This is a genomic window from Gottfriedia sp. NPDC058432, from assembly GCF_042721555.1.
Taxonomy (GTDB): domain Bacteria; phylum Bacillota; class Bacilli; order Bacillales; family Bacillaceae_G; genus Gottfriedia.
Window position 1 is genome coordinate 231,619 of the sequence record NZ_JBHXLC010000001.1, and the last position, 16,274, is coordinate 247,892.

At 32.7% G+C, this 16,274-nt stretch carries 15 protein-coding genes; 14 read left to right on the plus strand and 1 reads right to left on the minus strand.

Features of this window, described 5'->3' with window-relative positions; translation table 11 throughout:
* Positions 1-115: 115 nt before the first annotated feature.
* Positions 116-1,396, plus strand: a complete 1,281-nt coding sequence (icd, locus tag ACFWM3_RS01235) for an NADP-dependent isocitrate dehydrogenase (protein ID WP_056472244.1) — start codon at positions 116-118, stop codon at positions 1,394-1,396.
* A 36-nt stretch (positions 1,397-1,432) separates the two neighbouring features.
* Positions 1,433-2,371: a malate dehydrogenase gene (gene mdh, locus ACFWM3_RS01240; RefSeq protein ID WP_172447269.1), complete on the plus strand. Its 939-nt coding sequence runs from the start codon at positions 1,433-1,435 to the stop codon at positions 2,369-2,371.
* Positions 2,372-2,421: 50 nt separating this feature from the next.
* Here mdh and ACFWM3_RS01245 read toward each other — a convergent pair whose 3' ends face one another.
* Positions 2,422-2,886, minus strand: coding sequence for a hypothetical protein (locus ACFWM3_RS01245; RefSeq protein ID WP_056472250.1), 465 nt, complete (start codon positions 2,884-2,886; stop codon positions 2,422-2,424).
* Positions 2,887-3,246: 360 nt separating this feature from the next.
* On the opposite strand from ACFWM3_RS01245, the gene ACFWM3_RS01250 reads away from it, so the two are divergent.
* The 12 genes from ACFWM3_RS01250 (at position 3,247) to ACFWM3_RS01305 (ending at position 16,269) form a co-directional block, all read left to right on the plus strand.
* Positions 3,247-3,717, plus strand: a complete 471-nt coding sequence (locus ACFWM3_RS01250; protein WP_056472252.1) for a MaoC/PaaZ C-terminal domain-containing protein — start codon at positions 3,247-3,249, stop codon at positions 3,715-3,717.
* 177 nt (positions 3,718-3,894) lie between these two features.
* Positions 3,895-4,611: a response regulator transcription factor gene (locus tag ACFWM3_RS01255; protein WP_056472254.1), complete on the plus strand. Its 717-nt coding sequence runs from the start codon at positions 3,895-3,897 to the stop codon at positions 4,609-4,611.
* Positions 4,604-6,370 carry a two-component system histidine kinase PnpS gene (pnpS, locus tag ACFWM3_RS01260; protein WP_390309778.1) on the plus strand — a complete coding sequence of 589 codons (1,767 nt, stop codon included), beginning with the start codon at positions 4,604-4,606 and terminating at the stop codon, positions 6,368-6,370. The genes ACFWM3_RS01255 and pnpS overlap by 8 nt, the downstream gene beginning before the upstream one ends.
* A 382-nt stretch (positions 6,371-6,752) precedes the next feature.
* On the plus strand, positions 6,753-6,929 hold the full coding sequence (locus ACFWM3_RS01265; RefSeq protein WP_172795419.1) for a DUF4177 domain-containing protein: 177 nt from the start codon (positions 6,753-6,755) through the stop codon (positions 6,927-6,929).
* A gap of 243 nt (positions 6,930-7,172) precedes the next feature.
* Positions 7,173-9,797 (plus strand): DNA polymerase I, encoded by a 2,625-nt coding sequence (gene polA, locus ACFWM3_RS01270; protein ID WP_390309780.1) that lies wholly within the window; start codon positions 7,173-7,175, stop codon positions 9,795-9,797.
* Positions 9,798-9,816: 19 nt separating this feature from the next.
* A complete protein-coding gene (gene mutM, locus ACFWM3_RS01275; protein ID WP_390309782.1) occupies positions 9,817-10,650 on the plus strand; it encodes a DNA-formamidopyrimidine glycosylase in 834 nt (277 codons plus the stop codon).
* Positions 10,651-10,708: 58 nt separating this feature from the next.
* Positions 10,709-11,353 (plus strand): sporulation membrane protein YtaF, encoded by a 645-nt coding sequence (ytaF, locus tag ACFWM3_RS01280; RefSeq protein WP_056472262.1) that lies wholly within the window; start codon positions 10,709-10,711, stop codon positions 11,351-11,353.
* 76 nt (positions 11,354-11,429) lie between these two features.
* A complete protein-coding gene (gene coaE, locus ACFWM3_RS01285; RefSeq protein ID WP_390309784.1) occupies positions 11,430-12,023 on the plus strand; it encodes a dephospho-CoA kinase in 594 nt (197 codons plus the stop codon).
* 95 nt (positions 12,024-12,118) lie between these two features.
* Positions 12,119-13,138 (plus strand): glyceraldehyde-3-phosphate dehydrogenase, encoded by a 1,020-nt coding sequence (locus ACFWM3_RS01290; RefSeq protein ID WP_056472267.1) that lies wholly within the window; start codon positions 12,119-12,121, stop codon positions 13,136-13,138.
* Between the two features lie 492 nt (positions 13,139-13,630).
* Positions 13,631-14,017, plus strand: a complete 387-nt coding sequence (gene speD, locus ACFWM3_RS01295) for an adenosylmethionine decarboxylase (RefSeq protein WP_056472268.1) — start codon at positions 13,631-13,633, stop codon at positions 14,015-14,017.
* Positions 14,018-14,331: 314 nt separating this feature from the next.
* A complete protein-coding gene (gene nrdR, locus ACFWM3_RS01300) occupies positions 14,332-14,802 on the plus strand; it encodes a transcriptional regulator NrdR (RefSeq protein WP_025568424.1) in 471 nt (156 codons plus the stop codon).
* A 36-nt stretch (positions 14,803-14,838) separates the two neighbouring features.
* On the plus strand, positions 14,839-16,269 hold the full coding sequence (locus tag ACFWM3_RS01305) for a replication initiation and membrane attachment family protein (protein WP_056472274.1): 1,431 nt from the start codon (positions 14,839-14,841) through the stop codon (positions 16,267-16,269).
* Positions 16,270-16,274: the final 5 nt, after the last annotated feature.

Sequence of the window (16,274 nt, forward strand, 5' to 3'; positions counted from 1 at the left end):
ACTTAAAATAGTATTTAATATTCGAATAATGTATAGTAAGAGAGGAAGAGGAATCTTCCTCTCAAAAGCATGTATTTTAATGAATTTAATTTATTTATACAAGGGGGAGCATGTAATGCAAGCTGAAAAAATTACATTAGTAGACGGCCAATTAAACGTGCCAAACAATCCAATTATTCCTTTTATTGAAGGCGACGGTACAGGCCCAGATATTTGGGCAGCATCTTCACGTGTTTTAGATGCAGCTGTAGATAAAGCATATAATGGTAATCGTAAAATTGAATGGAAAGAAGTTCTTGCTGGTGAAAAAGCATTTAATGTTACTGGTGAATGGTTACCACAAGAAACTTTAAACTTAATTGAAGAATACATGATCGCAATTAAAGGACCTTTAACAACTCCAGTTGGTGGCGGTATTCGTTCTTTAAACGTTGCTTTACGTCAAGAATTAGATTTATTTGTGTGCTTACGTCCTGTACGTTACTTTGAAGGTGTACCTTCACCAGTTAAACGTCCAGAAGATACAGATATGGTAATTTTCCGTGAAAACACTGAAGATATCTATGCTGGTATCGAATATGAAAAAGGTTCTGAAGCAGTTCAAAAAGTTATCGAATTCTTACAAAAAGAAATGGGTGTTAATAAAATCCGTTTCCCAGAAACATCTGGTATCGGTATTAAACCAATTTCTGAAGAAGGTACAAAACGTCTTGTACGTGCAGCAATTAATTATGCAATTCAAGAAAACCGTAAATCTTTAACTTTAGTTCATAAAGGTAACATCATGAAATTTACTGAAGGTGCATTTAAGAACTGGGGTTATGAAGTTGCTGAGCAAGAATTCGGCGATAAAGTATTTACATGGGCAGAATATGATCGCATTGTAGAAACAAGCGGTAAAGACGCTGCTAACAAAGCAATGGATGAAGCAGAAAAAGCTGGTAAAATCTTAGTAAAAGACAGCATTGCTGATATCTTCTTACAACAAATCTTAACTAGACCACGTGAGTTTGATGTAGTAGCTACAATGAACTTAAATGGTGACTATATTTCTGATGCACTTGCTGCTCAAGTTGGTGGAATCGGTATCGCTCCTGGAGCAAATATCAATTATGAAACTGGACATGCTATTTTTGAAGCTACACATGGTACAGCTCCTAAATATGCTGGATTAGATAAAGTAAACCCATCTTCAGTTATTCTTTCTGGAGTATTAATGCTTGAGCATATGGGTTGGAGTGAAGCAGCTTCTATGATTCTTAAATCAATGGAAAAAACAATCGCTTCAAAAGTTGTTACTTATGACTTTGCTCGTCTAATGGATGGAGCTACTGAAGTAAAATGTTCTGAATTTGCAAACGAATTAATTTCAAATATGGAATCAGTTCTTGTATAATTAAATTGTGTTTGTAAACAAAAGGGAGGTATTTGTATGTCAATTCGAAGACGTAAAATTTCCGTAGTAGGTGCTGGTTTTACTGGTGCTACAACAGCTTTCTTGCTTGCACAAAAAGAATTAGGGGATGTAGTAATAGTTGATATTCCACAACTAGAGAACCCTACTAAGGGCAAAGCCTTAGATATGCTTGAAGCAAGTCCAGTTCAAGGATTTGATGCTAACATTATTGGTACTAGTGATTATGCTGACACAGCTGATTCAGATGTAGTAGTAATCACAGCAGGTATCGCTCGTAAACCGGGTATGAGCCGTGATGATCTAGTATCAACTAACTCAAACATCATGAAAGCAGTTACTCGTGAAATCGTAAAATACTCTCCTAACTGTACAATTGTTGTTTTAACCAACCCGGTTGATGCAATGACTTATACAGTATACAAAGAAGCTGGTTTTCCTAAACACCGCGTTATAGGACAATCTGGAGTTCTTGACACAGCTCGTTTCAGAACGTTTGTTGCTCAAGAATTAAATTTATCTGTTAAAGATATTACTGGATTTGTTTTAGGTGGTCACGGAGACGATATGGTACCATTAGTGCGTTATTCATATGCTGGTGGTATTCCATTAGAAAAATTAATTCCAAAAGATCGTTTAGATGCTATTGTTGAACGTACTCGTAAAGGTGGCGGAGAAATCGTTAATCTACTAGGTAACGGAAGTGCTTATTATGCACCTGCTGCATCGCTAGTAGAAATGGTTGAAGCTATACTTAAGGATCAACGTCGCGTGTTACCTACAATTGCTTATTTAGAAGGCGAATATGGTTACAGCGGTATTTACTTAGGAGTTCCTACAATTATTGGCGGAAACGGTATAGAACAAATTATCGAATTAGATTTGACTGCTGATGAAAAAACAGCATTAGATCGCTCAGTTGCAGCTGTCAAAAACGTTATGAACGTTTTAGCTTAAAAAAAAGACCCACAAGGTAACCTTGTGGGTCTTTTGATTTTTAACCTTATTTAATATTCACCTTTAATAACAAAATATGAGCCACGAATCGTTCCAGCTAATTTAGACTTTTGCCTAGCAAACTTGAATTTTTCTACTAACTCCATTGGTATTTCCATTCCGTCAGAAAGTTTAAAACCAACAGCACGCTTTTTAGGATCATCAACCGTATACATCACATTGACCGAAAGACCATCTTCATAAAAGACGTATGTAAATTTGATATTTTCCACTTGAAAACGAGAAGTTTCTAAAGGTTTAGCAGCGAATTCGATATCACGTTCTTCTTTCAAAATTCGGTTCACGTAATCAAGTGTCTCCTGACTTTCGCTAGCTGGTACTACAGTAAATTCATGTTTGTACTTGTTCATAAAATAACGAGCCTCATTAGCGCGTAAACCAGCTAGTGCATCAACAACAGGGGAAGACTCTAAACCAACCGTAGATACATTTTTAAAATCAACCGTATAGGACATTTCCATCTCTCCTTTTTACTTAGCCAAACTTTAATTTAAACATCTTAGCTACTAAATTATACCAAAAACTTATGCTTACGAAATGACATTTGACGATATAAGTATGTACAAGTTTCTTAAGACACAAACCGCATGATTTTTATACAAGTTAAACGGATTTAAAAGTCAGTATGCATTCGGAGTATTTAAATTATTTATTAAGGAGAAAGATAGAATTTTATCTTCCATAAGGGGGAAAATATGAAGAGATGAATATTAAAATTTTTTATAAGTTTTTTTATAAAAATTTTGCCGATTAAGAAGGAAATTTGCTGTTGTTTATCGAATTTTTAAAATATTAAGATAAACAGGGGGTTTAATATGTTAACTAAAAAAGCAAAAATCGGACGAAAACTTGAAGACATTTCAATTGGTGAAAAGTTAATTGTAACAGAACATATTGATGAAAAACATATTTACTTATACCTGGCTTTAACAGGCGATACAAATCCATTATATACTCAATACAACTATGCTTCGCAAACAAAATATAATAAACCAATTGTTCCAAGTTTTATTATAAGCGGATTAGTCTCTGCAGCAGTTACAAAACATTTACCTGGCCCAGGAAGTCATATTATAAAAAAAGAACTTCAATTCGACCAACATATCTATCATAATGAAACAATTTCAATTCATTTTGAGGTAGTTGAAATTAATTTAGATTTAAATGAAGTATGTATTAATGTAAGCGTTTTAAATAAAACGCAAAATGAAATTGCAAATGGAAAACTGACAGTTATTCCACCAACTGTAAACCAATCGAATGCTTTACTATATGAAAATTTTTAACTTAAAGAATGTCAACTGACATTCTTTTTTTGTTGTTTTACTTTTGTATGAACTTTCCAACCCTGCTTTTTACGTTTTACGTCTGATAGAATTTTTAGTATGATTAAAAATAGATATAGATAAATAAAATAGGATATAAATGGATGAGGGTTTAACAATAACCTGGAGGAATAAGAAATGAACAATAAAATTCTAGTAGTAGACGATGAAGAGCATATCTTAACTTTAATCAAATTTAACTTAGAACAAGCTGGCTTTCAAGTTGTTACAGCTACTGATGGGGAAGAAGGTTTACAAAAAGCTGTAGAAGAAAAGCCAGAATTAATTGTTTTAGATTTAATGCTACCTAAAAAAGATGGTATGGAAGTATGTAAAGAATTAAGACTTCAAAGAAATACTACGCCTATTCTAATGGTTACAGCAAAAGATGATGAATTTGATAAAGTGTTAGGACTTGAACTTGGTGCCGATGATTACATGACAAAACCATTTAGCCCAAGAGAAGTCGTAGCAAGAGTTAAAGCAATTTTAAGAAGATCTAAAATAACTGAGACTCCAGTACAATCAAACGACGACGCTGACACTTTAATCATAGCTGATTTAAAAATCTTACCTGAGTACTATGAAGCATATTTCCAAGGTGAAAAACTTGAGTTAACACCTAAGGAATTTGAGTTATTATTATATTTAACAAAAAATAAAGGTAGAGTATTAACTCGAGATCAATTATTAAGTGCCGTTTGGAATTATGATTTTGCCGGAGACACTCGAATTGTCGATGTTCATATTAGCCATTTAAGAGAAAAAATAGAACTAGATTCAAAAAAACCAGTTTATATAAAAACAATTCGTGGATTAGGATATAAATTAGAGGAACCAAGATTAAATGAGTAATCTAAATCGAAAATTGCTCTATGGATTTTCTGCAATAATAATCGTTATTCTTGTTATATTAGGAATCGTACTAGGGCAAATTTTTAAATCCTTTTATCTGACAAACTATGATCAAAGAATTGAAAAAGAGACTAACTTAATTGCTTCAATCATGGAGTCGAATACACCATTAACAAAGAATATATCTAATCAAACGTTAAAAAAGATATCAAAGGACTTAAATATCGATATTATATTATTTGATGATCATTATAATCTTATCGCTAAATCTAGCAATGAGAATGTGGAATTGAATATATCATCAAAGAATTTAAAAGCTTATTTAGAACGACTTGATAAAGTAGAGAATGCAGCTAAATTTACAGAAAAAGATTCTGCAGCTAAATATTACGGCAAGAAAATAACAGATAAACATGGCAATAAGCAATTTTTAATTGTTGATTATTCAACTAAGTCAATCAAAGAAGTTTATCGAAGTATTTCGATGTTATTATTTTCATTATTAGGTTTTGTTTTATTTGCCATCATAGTTTTACTAATACGATACTCGCATCAATTTTCAAAACCAATTGAAGATATTACCCAAGTTGCAATTGAATTATCCAAAGGGAATTATAAAGCTAGAACATTAGCCGAAAGTAATGAATCGACAACGATGTTAAGTCAAGCAATGAATGTACTTGCAAAAAATCTACAAGAAATGACTAGTCAACAGGAAATGCAGCAAGATCGATTAAACACACTGATTCATAATATTGGTAGCGGGGTTGTTTTAATTAATAGTAGAGGTCATGTTAACCTAATTAATAAAACATATCGAGAAACGTTCAAAGTTGATTCGAGAAGTATATTGGGTGAGCTTTATTATGATGCATTTAAACATAAAGAAGTCATTGAAATTGTGGAGGAAATTTTTCTAAAAGAAATAAAAGTTAGAAAGCAAATCATTCTGCCATTATCAATTGAAAGAAAACATTTTGAAATATATGGTGCACCAATTATTGGGATAAATCACGAGTGGAAAGGAATCGTTCTTGTTTTCCATGACATAAGTGAATTAAAGAAATTAGAGCAAGTTCGAAAAGATTTTTTTGCAAATGTATCTCACGAGCTTAAGACGCCAATTACATCTATTAAAGGTTTTACTGAAACTCTTCTAGATGGGGCAATGGAAAATGATGAGTTATGTAAAAACTTCTTATCGATTATATTAACGGAAAGTGATCGTATGCAGTCACTTATTCAAGATTTGTTAGATCTTTCAAAAATTGAGCAACAGAATTTTAAATTAGATCTTGCAGAAGTATCGGCAAAACAAGTTATTGAAGATGTACAGCAAATGCTTAAACAAAAAGCAGAAGAGAAAAATATAGACTTCAAATTATACTTGAATAGTCCGTTATTTGTATACGCTGATGCTTTAAGATTAAAACAAGTAATTATTAATTTAGTTGATAACGCGATCCACTATACTCCAGCTGGTGGCAAAGTATTTATTACTGCCTCTGAGACAAATGACCATATTGTATTAAGGGTAAATGACACAGGAGTAGGAATTGGAAAAGAGGAAATATCTCGTATTTTCGAACGTTTTTACCGAGTAGATAAAGCAAGAAGTAGGAACTCTGGAGGGACAGGCCTAGGATTAGCGATTGTAAAGCATCTTGTCGAAGCTCATAAAGGCAAAATCGAAGTTGAAAGTAAACTAGGTCATGGGACATCATTCATTGTAACATTAAATAAAAATATTTCGATGTGACATTTACATTGATTTTACATTGGATTTATTTATAATTAATAAAAAATTGTTATAGTTATGATGAAAACCCCTTCATCCAAGGAGTTATCTTAAACCGGGAGTAGTTATACTTCCGGGATTTTTTATATTTAAATCTGTTTTATTTTTTCTTTAAGGTGTCTATACTAGTGGATACTTTTATTGCACTTTAAGCAAGGATCAATTGGCAAAAGAAGAGTCGTACTCGATCTGATTGCCAATTTTAGGATTAAAGTATAAGTGCAACTACGCCTCTGCCTAAAAGGCCTTGTCAGTCGACGAGTTTTCTTTATTTGATCATATTACTTTTATAATTTTTGGGGAAATTATGAGTGTTGAATCATACATCGGAGGGTGGATAAAGATGTACGAATACGAATTTGTAAAAGTTAACACTAAATCATCAAATCGTTATTATTATGATGTAGTTGGGAACTATGCTAAAAGTGGCTGGCGCCTTCATCAGGTTGTAAACAATCAACAAGCAATAGAAGGCTCATGTGTCGAACTAATTTTTGAGCGAGAAATCGACTTAAACTAATTACAGAGGTAGTCTTACGATTCATTCTTAAAAGTCATCATTATTCAACTTTCAAATTGAGTGAGTAAAAACTTTTAATATGCCTGAATCAAAGACGGCCTCTTTTTCTTTTATAGATCGTTCATGTTAGAATGTTAAGAGCAAGGAAATGTTGGAACGATTAATTTTTATGAAAAGAAAAAGCAAGAAATAAAAATTATACATAAAAAGATAGTGAGATTTGTAATAGGAAGGGGATCTATTTTGAAGAAGAAATTGGTTTTAATTGATGGGAATAGTATTGCCTATAGAGCTTTTTTTGCATTGCCACTTTTGAGTAATGATAAAGGTGTCCATACGAATGCAATTTATGGATTTACAATGATGTTAATGAAAATTCTTGACGATGAAAAACCTACACATATGCTTGTTGCATTTGATGCAGGGAAAACAACGTTTAGACATAGTACATTTAAAGAATACAAAGGTGGAAGACAAAAGACTCCACCAGAGCTAAGTGAACAGTTTCCACTAGTTCGCCAGCTATTAGATACATACGGAATTGCACGTTATGAATTAGAAAATTATGAAGCGGATGACATTATTGGTACACTTGCTGGTCAAGCCTCTAAAGATGAATATGAAGTAAAAGTCATCTCAGGTGATCGAGATTTATTACAGCTAGTTGATGACCGTATTACAGTAAGTATGACTAAAAAAGGTATTACTGAAGTTGAAGAATATACTCCTGCAGCGATTCATGAAAAGTATGAGATTACACCTGATCAAATTATTGATATGAAAGGTTTAATGGGGGATAAATCTGATAATATTCCTGGTGTTCCAGGTATTGGGGAAAAGACTGCCATTAAACTTTTAAAACAGTTTCAAACTGTAGAAGGTCTTTATGAAAATATAGAGGAAGTAAGTGGAGCAAAGCTTCTTCAAAATTTAAGTGAAAATAAAGATCAAGCTTTAATGAGTAAGCAATTAGCTACAATTAATAAAAACTCACCAATTGAATTGACTGTAAATGACACTACGCTTCCGGAAGCTGATACGAATAAAGTAGCGGACTTTTTTAAATCTCTTGGATTTACATCATTGTTAGCTAAGTTGGACATCAAAGAATCGATTGAAGATCTAGAAGAGATTAACTATGAAGTCTTAGATTCAATTGAGGAGAAACATTTAGCTAATCATTCAAGCTTAATCGTTGAAATGATCGGAGAAAATTATCATACAGAAGAAATTCAAGGATTTGGGCTTTCAAATGAAAAAGGTTATTTCTTTATTCCGACAGCTGTAGGGTTAGAGTCGGATTTATTTAAAAAATGGCTTGAGGATGAGAGTGTTAATAAAAATGTATATGATGCAAAAGGTGCTTATGTTGCACTGAAGTGGAGAGGTATTAATTTAAATGGTGTTAATTTCGATCCGTTACTTGCTTCATATATATTTGACCCAGCTCAGTCTAATAAAGAATTTGCTGATATAGTAAATGGTAAAATAGATTTTTTAATTCAAACTGCAGAATCGATTTATGGTAAGGGTGCAAAGCAAACTAAGCCATCAGATGAAGTTTTATCTGAATATATTGTTCGTAAAACAATTGCTATTAGTAAATTAAAAGAAACTTTAGAAGAACGCCTGCGAAAAAATAGTCAATTTGAACTGCTAACAGAATTAGAATTACCATTAACTTTTATATTAGGTGATATGGAATTTGAAGGAGTAACAGTTAAAGAAGAGACTCTTCGTACGATGGGTTCAGAACTAGCTAATACGTTAAAAGACCTTGAAGAGAATATTTATGAACTAGCTGGTGAAAAATTCAATATTAATTCACCGAAGCAATTAGGAGTTATTCTGTTTGAAAAGTTAAATTTACCATCTGGTAAAAAAACAAAAACAGGTTATTCTACTTCTGCTGATGTTCTTGAAAAATTAGAGGCAGAACATGAAATCATTCGATTAATTCTACACTATCGCCAAGTTGGAAAATTAAATTCTACTTATGTAGAAGGCTTATTAAAAGTAATAAATGAATCAGATTCCAAAGTTCATACACGATTTAATCAAGTATTAGCACAAACTGGACGTTTAAGTTCGATTGATCCTAACCTGCAAAACATTCCTATACGTTTAGAAGAAGGTAGAAAAATTAGAAAAGCTTTTGTTGCATCTAAAAAAGACTGGCTAATCTTTGCTGCTGACTATTCTCAAATTGAATTAAGGGTACTGGCTCATATAGCACAAGACGATAATTTAATGAATGCATTTAAAAACGACTTTGATGTTCATACAAAGACTGCAATGGATGTTTTCCATGTTAGCGCTGATGAGGTAACAAGCAATATGAGAAGACAAGCAAAAGCTGTTAACTTTGGGATTGTATATGGAATTAGTGATTATGGATTATCACAAGGATTAGGTATTACAAGAAAAGAAGCGGCTATATTTATTGAAAAGTACTTTGCTAGTTTTCCAAAAGTAAAAGATTATATGTCAGATATTGTTCAAAAGGCTAAACTAGATGGATTTGTAAGTACAATCTTAAATAGACGTCGTTATATTCCTGAAATTTCAAGTTCTAACTTTAATGTTCGTGGATTTGCTGAAAGAACAGCGATGAATACCCCAATCCAAGGTAGTGCTGCCGATATTATTAAAAAGGCTATGATTTTACTAGATGAGCGTCTAAAAGCGGAAAAGCTTCAGGCAAAATTAATTTTACAAGTACACGATGAATTAATATTAGAAGCTCCAAAAGAAGAATTAGCAATTTTAGAAAAAATCGTACCAGAAGTAATGGAACATGCAGTCGATTTAGTAGTGCCTTTAAAGGTTGATTATAATTTTGGAGATTCTTGGTTTGAAGCAAAATAAATAGATAGGATGACTTTGTATGCCTGAATTACCAGAAGTTGAAACGGTCAGACGAACTTTACTGGATTTAATAGTTGGGAAAACAATCTCAACAGTAATCGTTTCTTGGGGAAAAATAATAAAGAAACCTAATGAAGTAGATGAGTTTCAGATTTTATTAAAAGGTCAAACAGTAGAAAATATAAATCGTCGAGGTAAGTTTCTACTATTTCAATTAAGTGATTTTACACTTGTTTCGCATTTGAGAATGGAAGGGAAATTTCGCGTATTCCTAGCGGAAGAACCTGTAGCACCTCATACTCATGTTCGTTTCCTATTTGAAGATGGAACAGAACTTCGGTACCAAGATGTTCGTAAATTTGGCACGATGCATTTATTTAATAAGGGTGAGGAGAAAGAGGGTCCTCCACTTGCTAAATTAGGCCCAGAGCCATTTTCGGATGAGTTTACTGCTGATTATTTAAGAAAAAAGCTTAAAAATACAAACCGAAAAATTAAAGTCGTTTTATTAGATCAGGAATTAGTAGTCGGTTTAGGTAATATTTATGTTGATGAGGTTTTGTTTAGAGCTAAGATTCATCCGGAAACGCCTGCATCATCATTAAAGCCTAAACAAATAAAGTTACTTGCCGAAACCATTACAGAAACTTTACAAGAGGCTGTAGAATTAGGTGGAAGCACAATTCGTTCTTATGTAAATTCACAAGGTCAAATAGGGACTTTTCAAGATATCATTAAAGTATATGGTAGAAAGGGTTTAGAGTGTCATAATTGTGGCCAACCAATAGAAAAAATAACAGTTGGTGGCAGAGGTACTTCTTTTTGCCCGGTCTGTCAGCCTAAAAAAAATTAACATAAGGTTCCTTTCTTTCATACTATATCAAGAGTACGAAAGAGAGGGGCCTATTTTTATGGTAAATATGCTATCATTAATACTACTAGCATGCGCACTAAGCTTAGATAGTTGCAGTGTTGGATTTACTTATGGACTTCGAAAAGTAAAAATTCCTTTAAAATCAATCATTACAATTGCATCTTGTTCAGGGATTATATTAATGACATCCATGGGGATTGGGCATGCAATTACAGACTTTTTTTCACCAATAGTAGCAAAAAGAATCGGAGGATTTGTACTTGTTTGTATAGGATTATGGGTACTATTTCAATTTTACCGATCGAATAAAGCATCAAATATAGAAGAAAAGAATGAGATAGAAGATAAAGGGATTGACTGGGAATTTGAAATTTTAGGTGTTGTCGTAAAAATTTTAAAGAAGCCTACAACTGCAGACATAGATCGTTCAGGTAGTATTAATGGATTGGAAGCAATGTTACTTGGGTTTGCACTTTCACTTGATGCCTTTGGGGCTGGTATAGGTGCATCATTACTTGGATTTTCTCCACTATTGACAGCAATCGTAACATCTACTGCAAGTGCTTTATTCTTATTATTTGGAATGAAATTAGGAAATGTGTTATCGAAAACATTGTGGCTTCAAAAGTTAACTTTTTTACCAGGTGTTTTTTTAATATTAATTGGGTTAATGAAGATGTAATAAAAATCATGAAAGAGTGTATCCGAATGGATTTATTCCATTTGGTCCTCTTTATTTAGTGTAAGGAGAATAAAAGATGGGTAAAATTTTTGGACTAACTGGTAGCATTGCAAGTGGAAAAAGTACGGTTTCCAATTTTTTAAAGGAATTAAATGTTCCAATTGTTGATGCAGACATAATTGCAAAAGAAGTGGTTGAAATTGGACAACCTGCTTATAAAAAAATCATTGAAGCTTTCGGAAGTGAGATTCTTTTAGAATCTGGTGAAATTAATCGATCATTTCTCGGAAGTATTATTTTTAATAATAAAGAAAAGCGCTTACAACTTAATGAAATAGTACATCCGGAAGTCAGACGAGAAATGAAAGAACAGGCTGATCGATACATAAAACAAGGTGAATCACTTGTTATTTTAGATATTCCTCTTTTATATGAGGGTAACTCAATTGAATTGGTTGAAAAAGTGATTGTAGTGACAGTGTCAGAAGAAAATCAACTAAAACGTTTGATGAATCGTAATGGTTTATCGAAAGAGGATGCACTTTTACGCATAGCATCTCAAATACCAGTTAAAGAAAAAGCAGCACGAGCTGACTATGTAATAGATAACAATGGTGACATTGAGGATACAAAAAGACAGGTTAAAGACCTATTAAATAAAATTATTTAATAAAATAATGTAAATAGTTTAACCAAAATCCGAGTTATGTGTTATACTAATTGCAGGGAGATAATAAACAGTATAACTTAATTGGGGGCTTTCTTATGGTAAATGTAGCAATAAATGGATTTGGTCGAATTGGACGCATGGTTTTCCGTCAAGCAATTAAAAATGGAGATTATAATATCGTTGCAATTAATGCAAGTTATCCTTCTGAAACTTTAGCGCACTTAATTAAATATGATACAGTTCACGGCAAGTTTGATGGTGAAGTAATTGCAAATGCAGATCATTTAATCGTTGATGGTAAGCGTGTGGAATTAATTAGTGAAAGAAATCCTGAGTTACTTCCATGGAACGAGCTAAATGTTGATATAGTAATTGAAGCAACTGGAAAATTTAATGATGCTGAAAAAGCAAAAATGCATATTACTGCTGGAGCTCAAAAAGTAATTTTAACAGCACCTGGTAAAAATGAAGATATCACAGTAGTAATTGGAGTTAATGATGATAAATTAGACCTAGAAAATCATCACATTATTTCAAACGCATCTTGTACAACTAACTGTTTAGCGCCAGTTGTAAAAGTATTAGATGAGCAATTTGGAATTGTTAATGGATTAATGACAACTGTTCACTCATTTACAAATGATCAAAAAAATATTGATAATCCACATAAAGATTTACGTCGTGCACGTGCTTGCAGTCAATCAATTATTCCAACAACTACAGGTGCAGCAAAAGCATTATCTAAAGTACTTCCACATTTAAATGGTAAGTTACATGGTATGGCTTTACGTGTTCCTACTCCAAACGTATCACTTGTTGACTTAGTTGTAGACTTAAAGAGAGAAGTAACTGTTGAAGAAATTAATGAAGTGTTTGAAACCGCTTCTAAAGGTTCAATGCACGGAATTGTCGAATATTGTAACGAGCCATTAGTATCAATCGATTTTAATACTAATACACACTCTGCAATTATCGATTCTCTTTCTACAATGGTAATCGACGGTACAAAAGTTAAAGTATTAGCTTGGTATGACAATGAGTGGGGCTACTCAAGACGCGTTGTTGACTTAGTGTCAATCGTTGCATCTAAAATAAAAAAGCTTGAAACTGTTTAATCATTAAATATTGTACTTATAAAAAATTGTAAACGAATACAAAAGGCTAACTAGTTAATCTAGTTAGTCTTTTTGAAGTTGTATGACATATTAAGAAGTAATGTGAATTTATGACTACATAAAAGGGTGAAGCATGACTTAATATCTATGAAATAAGACTGTTGAACTAAGATTAGAAAAAAATTTAAGACCAGAAAAAGTTAAATATCCCCTTAAAAGGCATAGCTTTTGTGTAACTTGCTTTTCTTGTCATTCCTGTGTTTTCAAATCTGCCTGACGCATTTTCTTCACAATTAATTTAGTAAATAACAAAAAAATAAAATTTATCTTGCAATTCAAATTTAAAAAAAGTATACTAACTTTCGTGAACTTCTAAAAGTATAACTAATTACTTAAAGGGTTAGGACCTCTTTGGACTAACTTTCCCCCGTGGTAGTTGATCATACTTTCGCAATAGAAGTCATGACAAATTATTTTAAGGGGGAAATGAATATGGATACTATGGGTCGTCACGTCATTTCAGAATTATGGGGTTGCAATTCAGAAAAATTAAATGATATGAAATTTATTGAGGAAACTTTTGTTGATGCTGCGTTACGCTCTGGTGCAGAAGTTCGTGAAGTTGCTTTTCACAAGTTCGCTCCTCATGGCGTTAGTGGTGTCGTAATCATTTCAGAATCACACTTAACTATTCACAGTTTTCCTGAGCATGGTTATGCAAGTATTGATGTTTACACTTGCGGTGATAGAATTGATCCGAATGTAGCTGCAAACTTTATCGCTGAAGCTTTAGAAGCTGATACTCGCGAAAACGTTGAGTTACCAAGAGGAATGGGTCCCATTCAAGTTGATAATGTAAAAGTTGTAAATGGTAACTAAAGAGAATTGAGAGAGGTGATTTTTCATCTCTCTTTTTTGTTTTTGCTTAATTACCATACCCGAAAAATATATTCTGTAGCGGATTTTAGATTATCTAAACAATCTTGCTTTTAATAGCCTTCTAGAGAATGAACTAGCTTTACATAGTGAAAAATAATTTCCATTAACATAAAATAATGAAATTTTGTTGATCATGACGAAAAATAGGCTTTATGACTTTTATGAAATAAACTTTAGTTTATTTTGAATTTGTTATAGTATAGAGTTATAATAATACGTTTAAACAATTAAGTGTTTGGAGTTGAACTATAACGATGAGATGTCCAACGTGTAACTTTAATGGGACAAGAGTACTTGATAGTAGACCAGTTGATGAAGGTCGTTCAATTAGAAGAAGACGTGAATGTGAAGAATGTCAGCATCGTTTTACAACTTTTGAACGAGTTGAAGATAATCCTATTTTAGTTGTAAAAAAAGAGGGAGCTCGTGAAGAATTTAGTAAAGATAAGATGTTAAGGGGACTGATTAAAGCGTGTGAAAAACGCCCTGTCTCTTTATCTCAGCTAGAAGACATTATTCATAGTATTGAAAAAGAACTAAAAAATAGTGGCACATCAGAAGTTCCGAGTGAAGTTCTAGGTGAAATGGTCATGGAACATTTATCTAAAGTTGATGAAGTTGCATACGTACGATTTGCGTCAGTTTATCGTCAATTTAAAGATATTAATGTATTCATTGATGAATTAAAAGATTTAATTAACAAAGAGCGAGGTAAAGACGAATAATACTTCGCTCTTTTGATACAAGAAAGGGATGTTTGAATGTCTATTGATAAGCAACATTGGATGGATGTTCTACCGGCGGATCCTTATACTGTAATGGCAGCTGGGTATTTACATAATTTTCATAGGCAAGTATTAACGATGTTGTATCAACCAATAATTGGTAGTCAAGCTTTAAGTTTATATATGACACTTTGGGGTGAATGTGAGCAAACGGACCTTAATCCTAATACGTTAACACATCATTCTTTAATGCTTGGAATGAAAAGTAATTTAAAATCAATTTATGAACAAAGATTAATCCTTGAAGGAATCGGCTTACTTAAAGTTTATGAAGGATTTGAAAATGGTACAAAAAAGCTTCTATATGAGCTTCAATCTCCGCTAGATCCTCATTCTTTTTTCGAAGACCCTATCCTAAATATCTTTCTGTTTAAAACAATTGGAAAAACACAATATCAACGAACTAAAACCTTTTTTAGTAGACAATCATTTGCGAAAGAAGGGTTTCGTGAGATTTCACGTTCATTTGATTCGGTATTCCAAGCTATTACAGTTGAGCAATTAAATGAAATTCAGCAAAGTAACGATCTTTCTACGTCAAATGATAGTAGGATTTTACAAGACAATCAGCCAATTAAAATATCTGTCAAAATGGAAGAATTTGATTATGCTTTATTTTTAGATGGGCTTTCGGATTCGTTTGTTCCAAAAAGAGCATTTACTACAGAGGTAAAAGAAACAATTCTAAAACTTGCATTTTTATATGGCATAAATCCGATTCAAATGAAAACGATTGTTATGCGCTCGTTAAATGAAGATAATAAAATCAATATTGAGACTCTACGACTTGAAGCTAGAGATTGGTATCAATTCCAACATCATGAAGCTCTGCCTACGATTGTTGAAAAGGTTCAACCTATTCAGCATAGACAAATGGTTAATGAGCAGCCATCAACTCAAGAAGAAAAATTAATTCATTGCTTCGAAACAATTTCTCCGCGTCAGTACCTTAAGGAGATATCTGGTGGAGCTGAACCAAGTGAAGCTGATTTGAAAATTATCGAAGAGATTATGATTGATCAAAAGCTTCTACCTGGAGTAGCAAATGTGTTAATTGACTATGTAATGATTCGTTTAGATAAAAAGCTTTCTAGAAATTACGTAATTAAGATAGCAAGTCATTGGGCGAGAAAAGGTGTAACAACAGTTAAACAGGCTATGGATCTTGCACGTAAAGAGTTTGAAGAAACTAAACAGAGTGCAACTGCTGCTAAAACTCGCTCAAGTAATAGACGAAATAAAACAATTCGAACTGAGATTGTACCTGACTGGCTTCAATCAAATGAGTCGAATGATTCTCAGAGTGCACCGGCAACAATCAATAACCAAAATGATTCTTCGATAGATGAAGAACGAAAACGATTAGAAAAAGAACTAGAAATGTTTAAAAATAAAAAGAAACGTTAAATGGG

What these genes read in the sequence shown, in the direction of transcription:
- ACFWM3_RS01305 (WP_056472274.1), top strand. Translation starts at nt 14,839, where the DNA reads ATGTCTATTGATAAGCAACATTGGATGGATGTTCTACCGGCGGATCCT.
- speD (WP_056472268.1), top strand. Translation starts at nt 13,631, where the DNA reads ATGGATACTATGGGTCGTCACGTCATTTCAGAATTATGGGGTTGCAAT.
- ACFWM3_RS01250 (WP_056472252.1), top strand. Translation starts at nt 3,247, where the DNA reads ATGTTAACTAAAAAAGCAAAAATCGGACGAAAACTTGAAGACATTTCA.
- mdh (WP_172447269.1), top strand. Translation starts at nt 1,433, where the DNA reads ATGTCAATTCGAAGACGTAAAATTTCCGTAGTAGGTGCTGGTTTTACT.
- ACFWM3_RS01265 (WP_172795419.1), top strand. Translation starts at nt 6,753, where the DNA reads ATGTACGAATACGAATTTGTAAAAGTTAACACTAAATCATCAAATCGT.
- mutM (WP_390309782.1), top strand. Translation starts at nt 9,817, where the DNA reads ATGCCTGAATTACCAGAAGTTGAAACGGTCAGACGAACTTTACTGGAT.
- ACFWM3_RS01290 (WP_056472267.1), top strand. Translation starts at nt 12,119, where the DNA reads ATGGTAAATGTAGCAATAAATGGATTTGGTCGAATTGGACGCATGGTT.
- coaE (WP_390309784.1), top strand. Translation starts at nt 11,430, where the DNA reads ATGGGTAAAATTTTTGGACTAACTGGTAGCATTGCAAGTGGAAAAAGT.
- icd (WP_056472244.1), top strand. Translation starts at nt 116, where the DNA reads ATGCAAGCTGAAAAAATTACATTAGTAGACGGCCAATTAAACGTGCCA.
- ACFWM3_RS01255 (WP_056472254.1), top strand. Translation starts at nt 3,895, where the DNA reads ATGAACAATAAAATTCTAGTAGTAGACGATGAAGAGCATATCTTAACT.
- nrdR (WP_025568424.1), top strand. Translation starts at nt 14,332, where the DNA reads ATGAGATGTCCAACGTGTAACTTTAATGGGACAAGAGTACTTGATAGT.
- ACFWM3_RS01245 (WP_056472250.1), bottom strand. Translation starts at nt 2,886, where the DNA reads ATGTCCTATACGGTTGATTTTAAAAATGTATCTACGGTTGGTTTAGAG.
- ytaF (WP_056472262.1), top strand. Translation starts at nt 10,709, where the DNA reads ATGGTAAATATGCTATCATTAATACTACTAGCATGCGCACTAAGCTTA.
- pnpS (WP_390309778.1), top strand. Translation starts at nt 4,604, where the DNA reads ATGAGTAATCTAAATCGAAAATTGCTCTATGGATTTTCTGCAATAATA.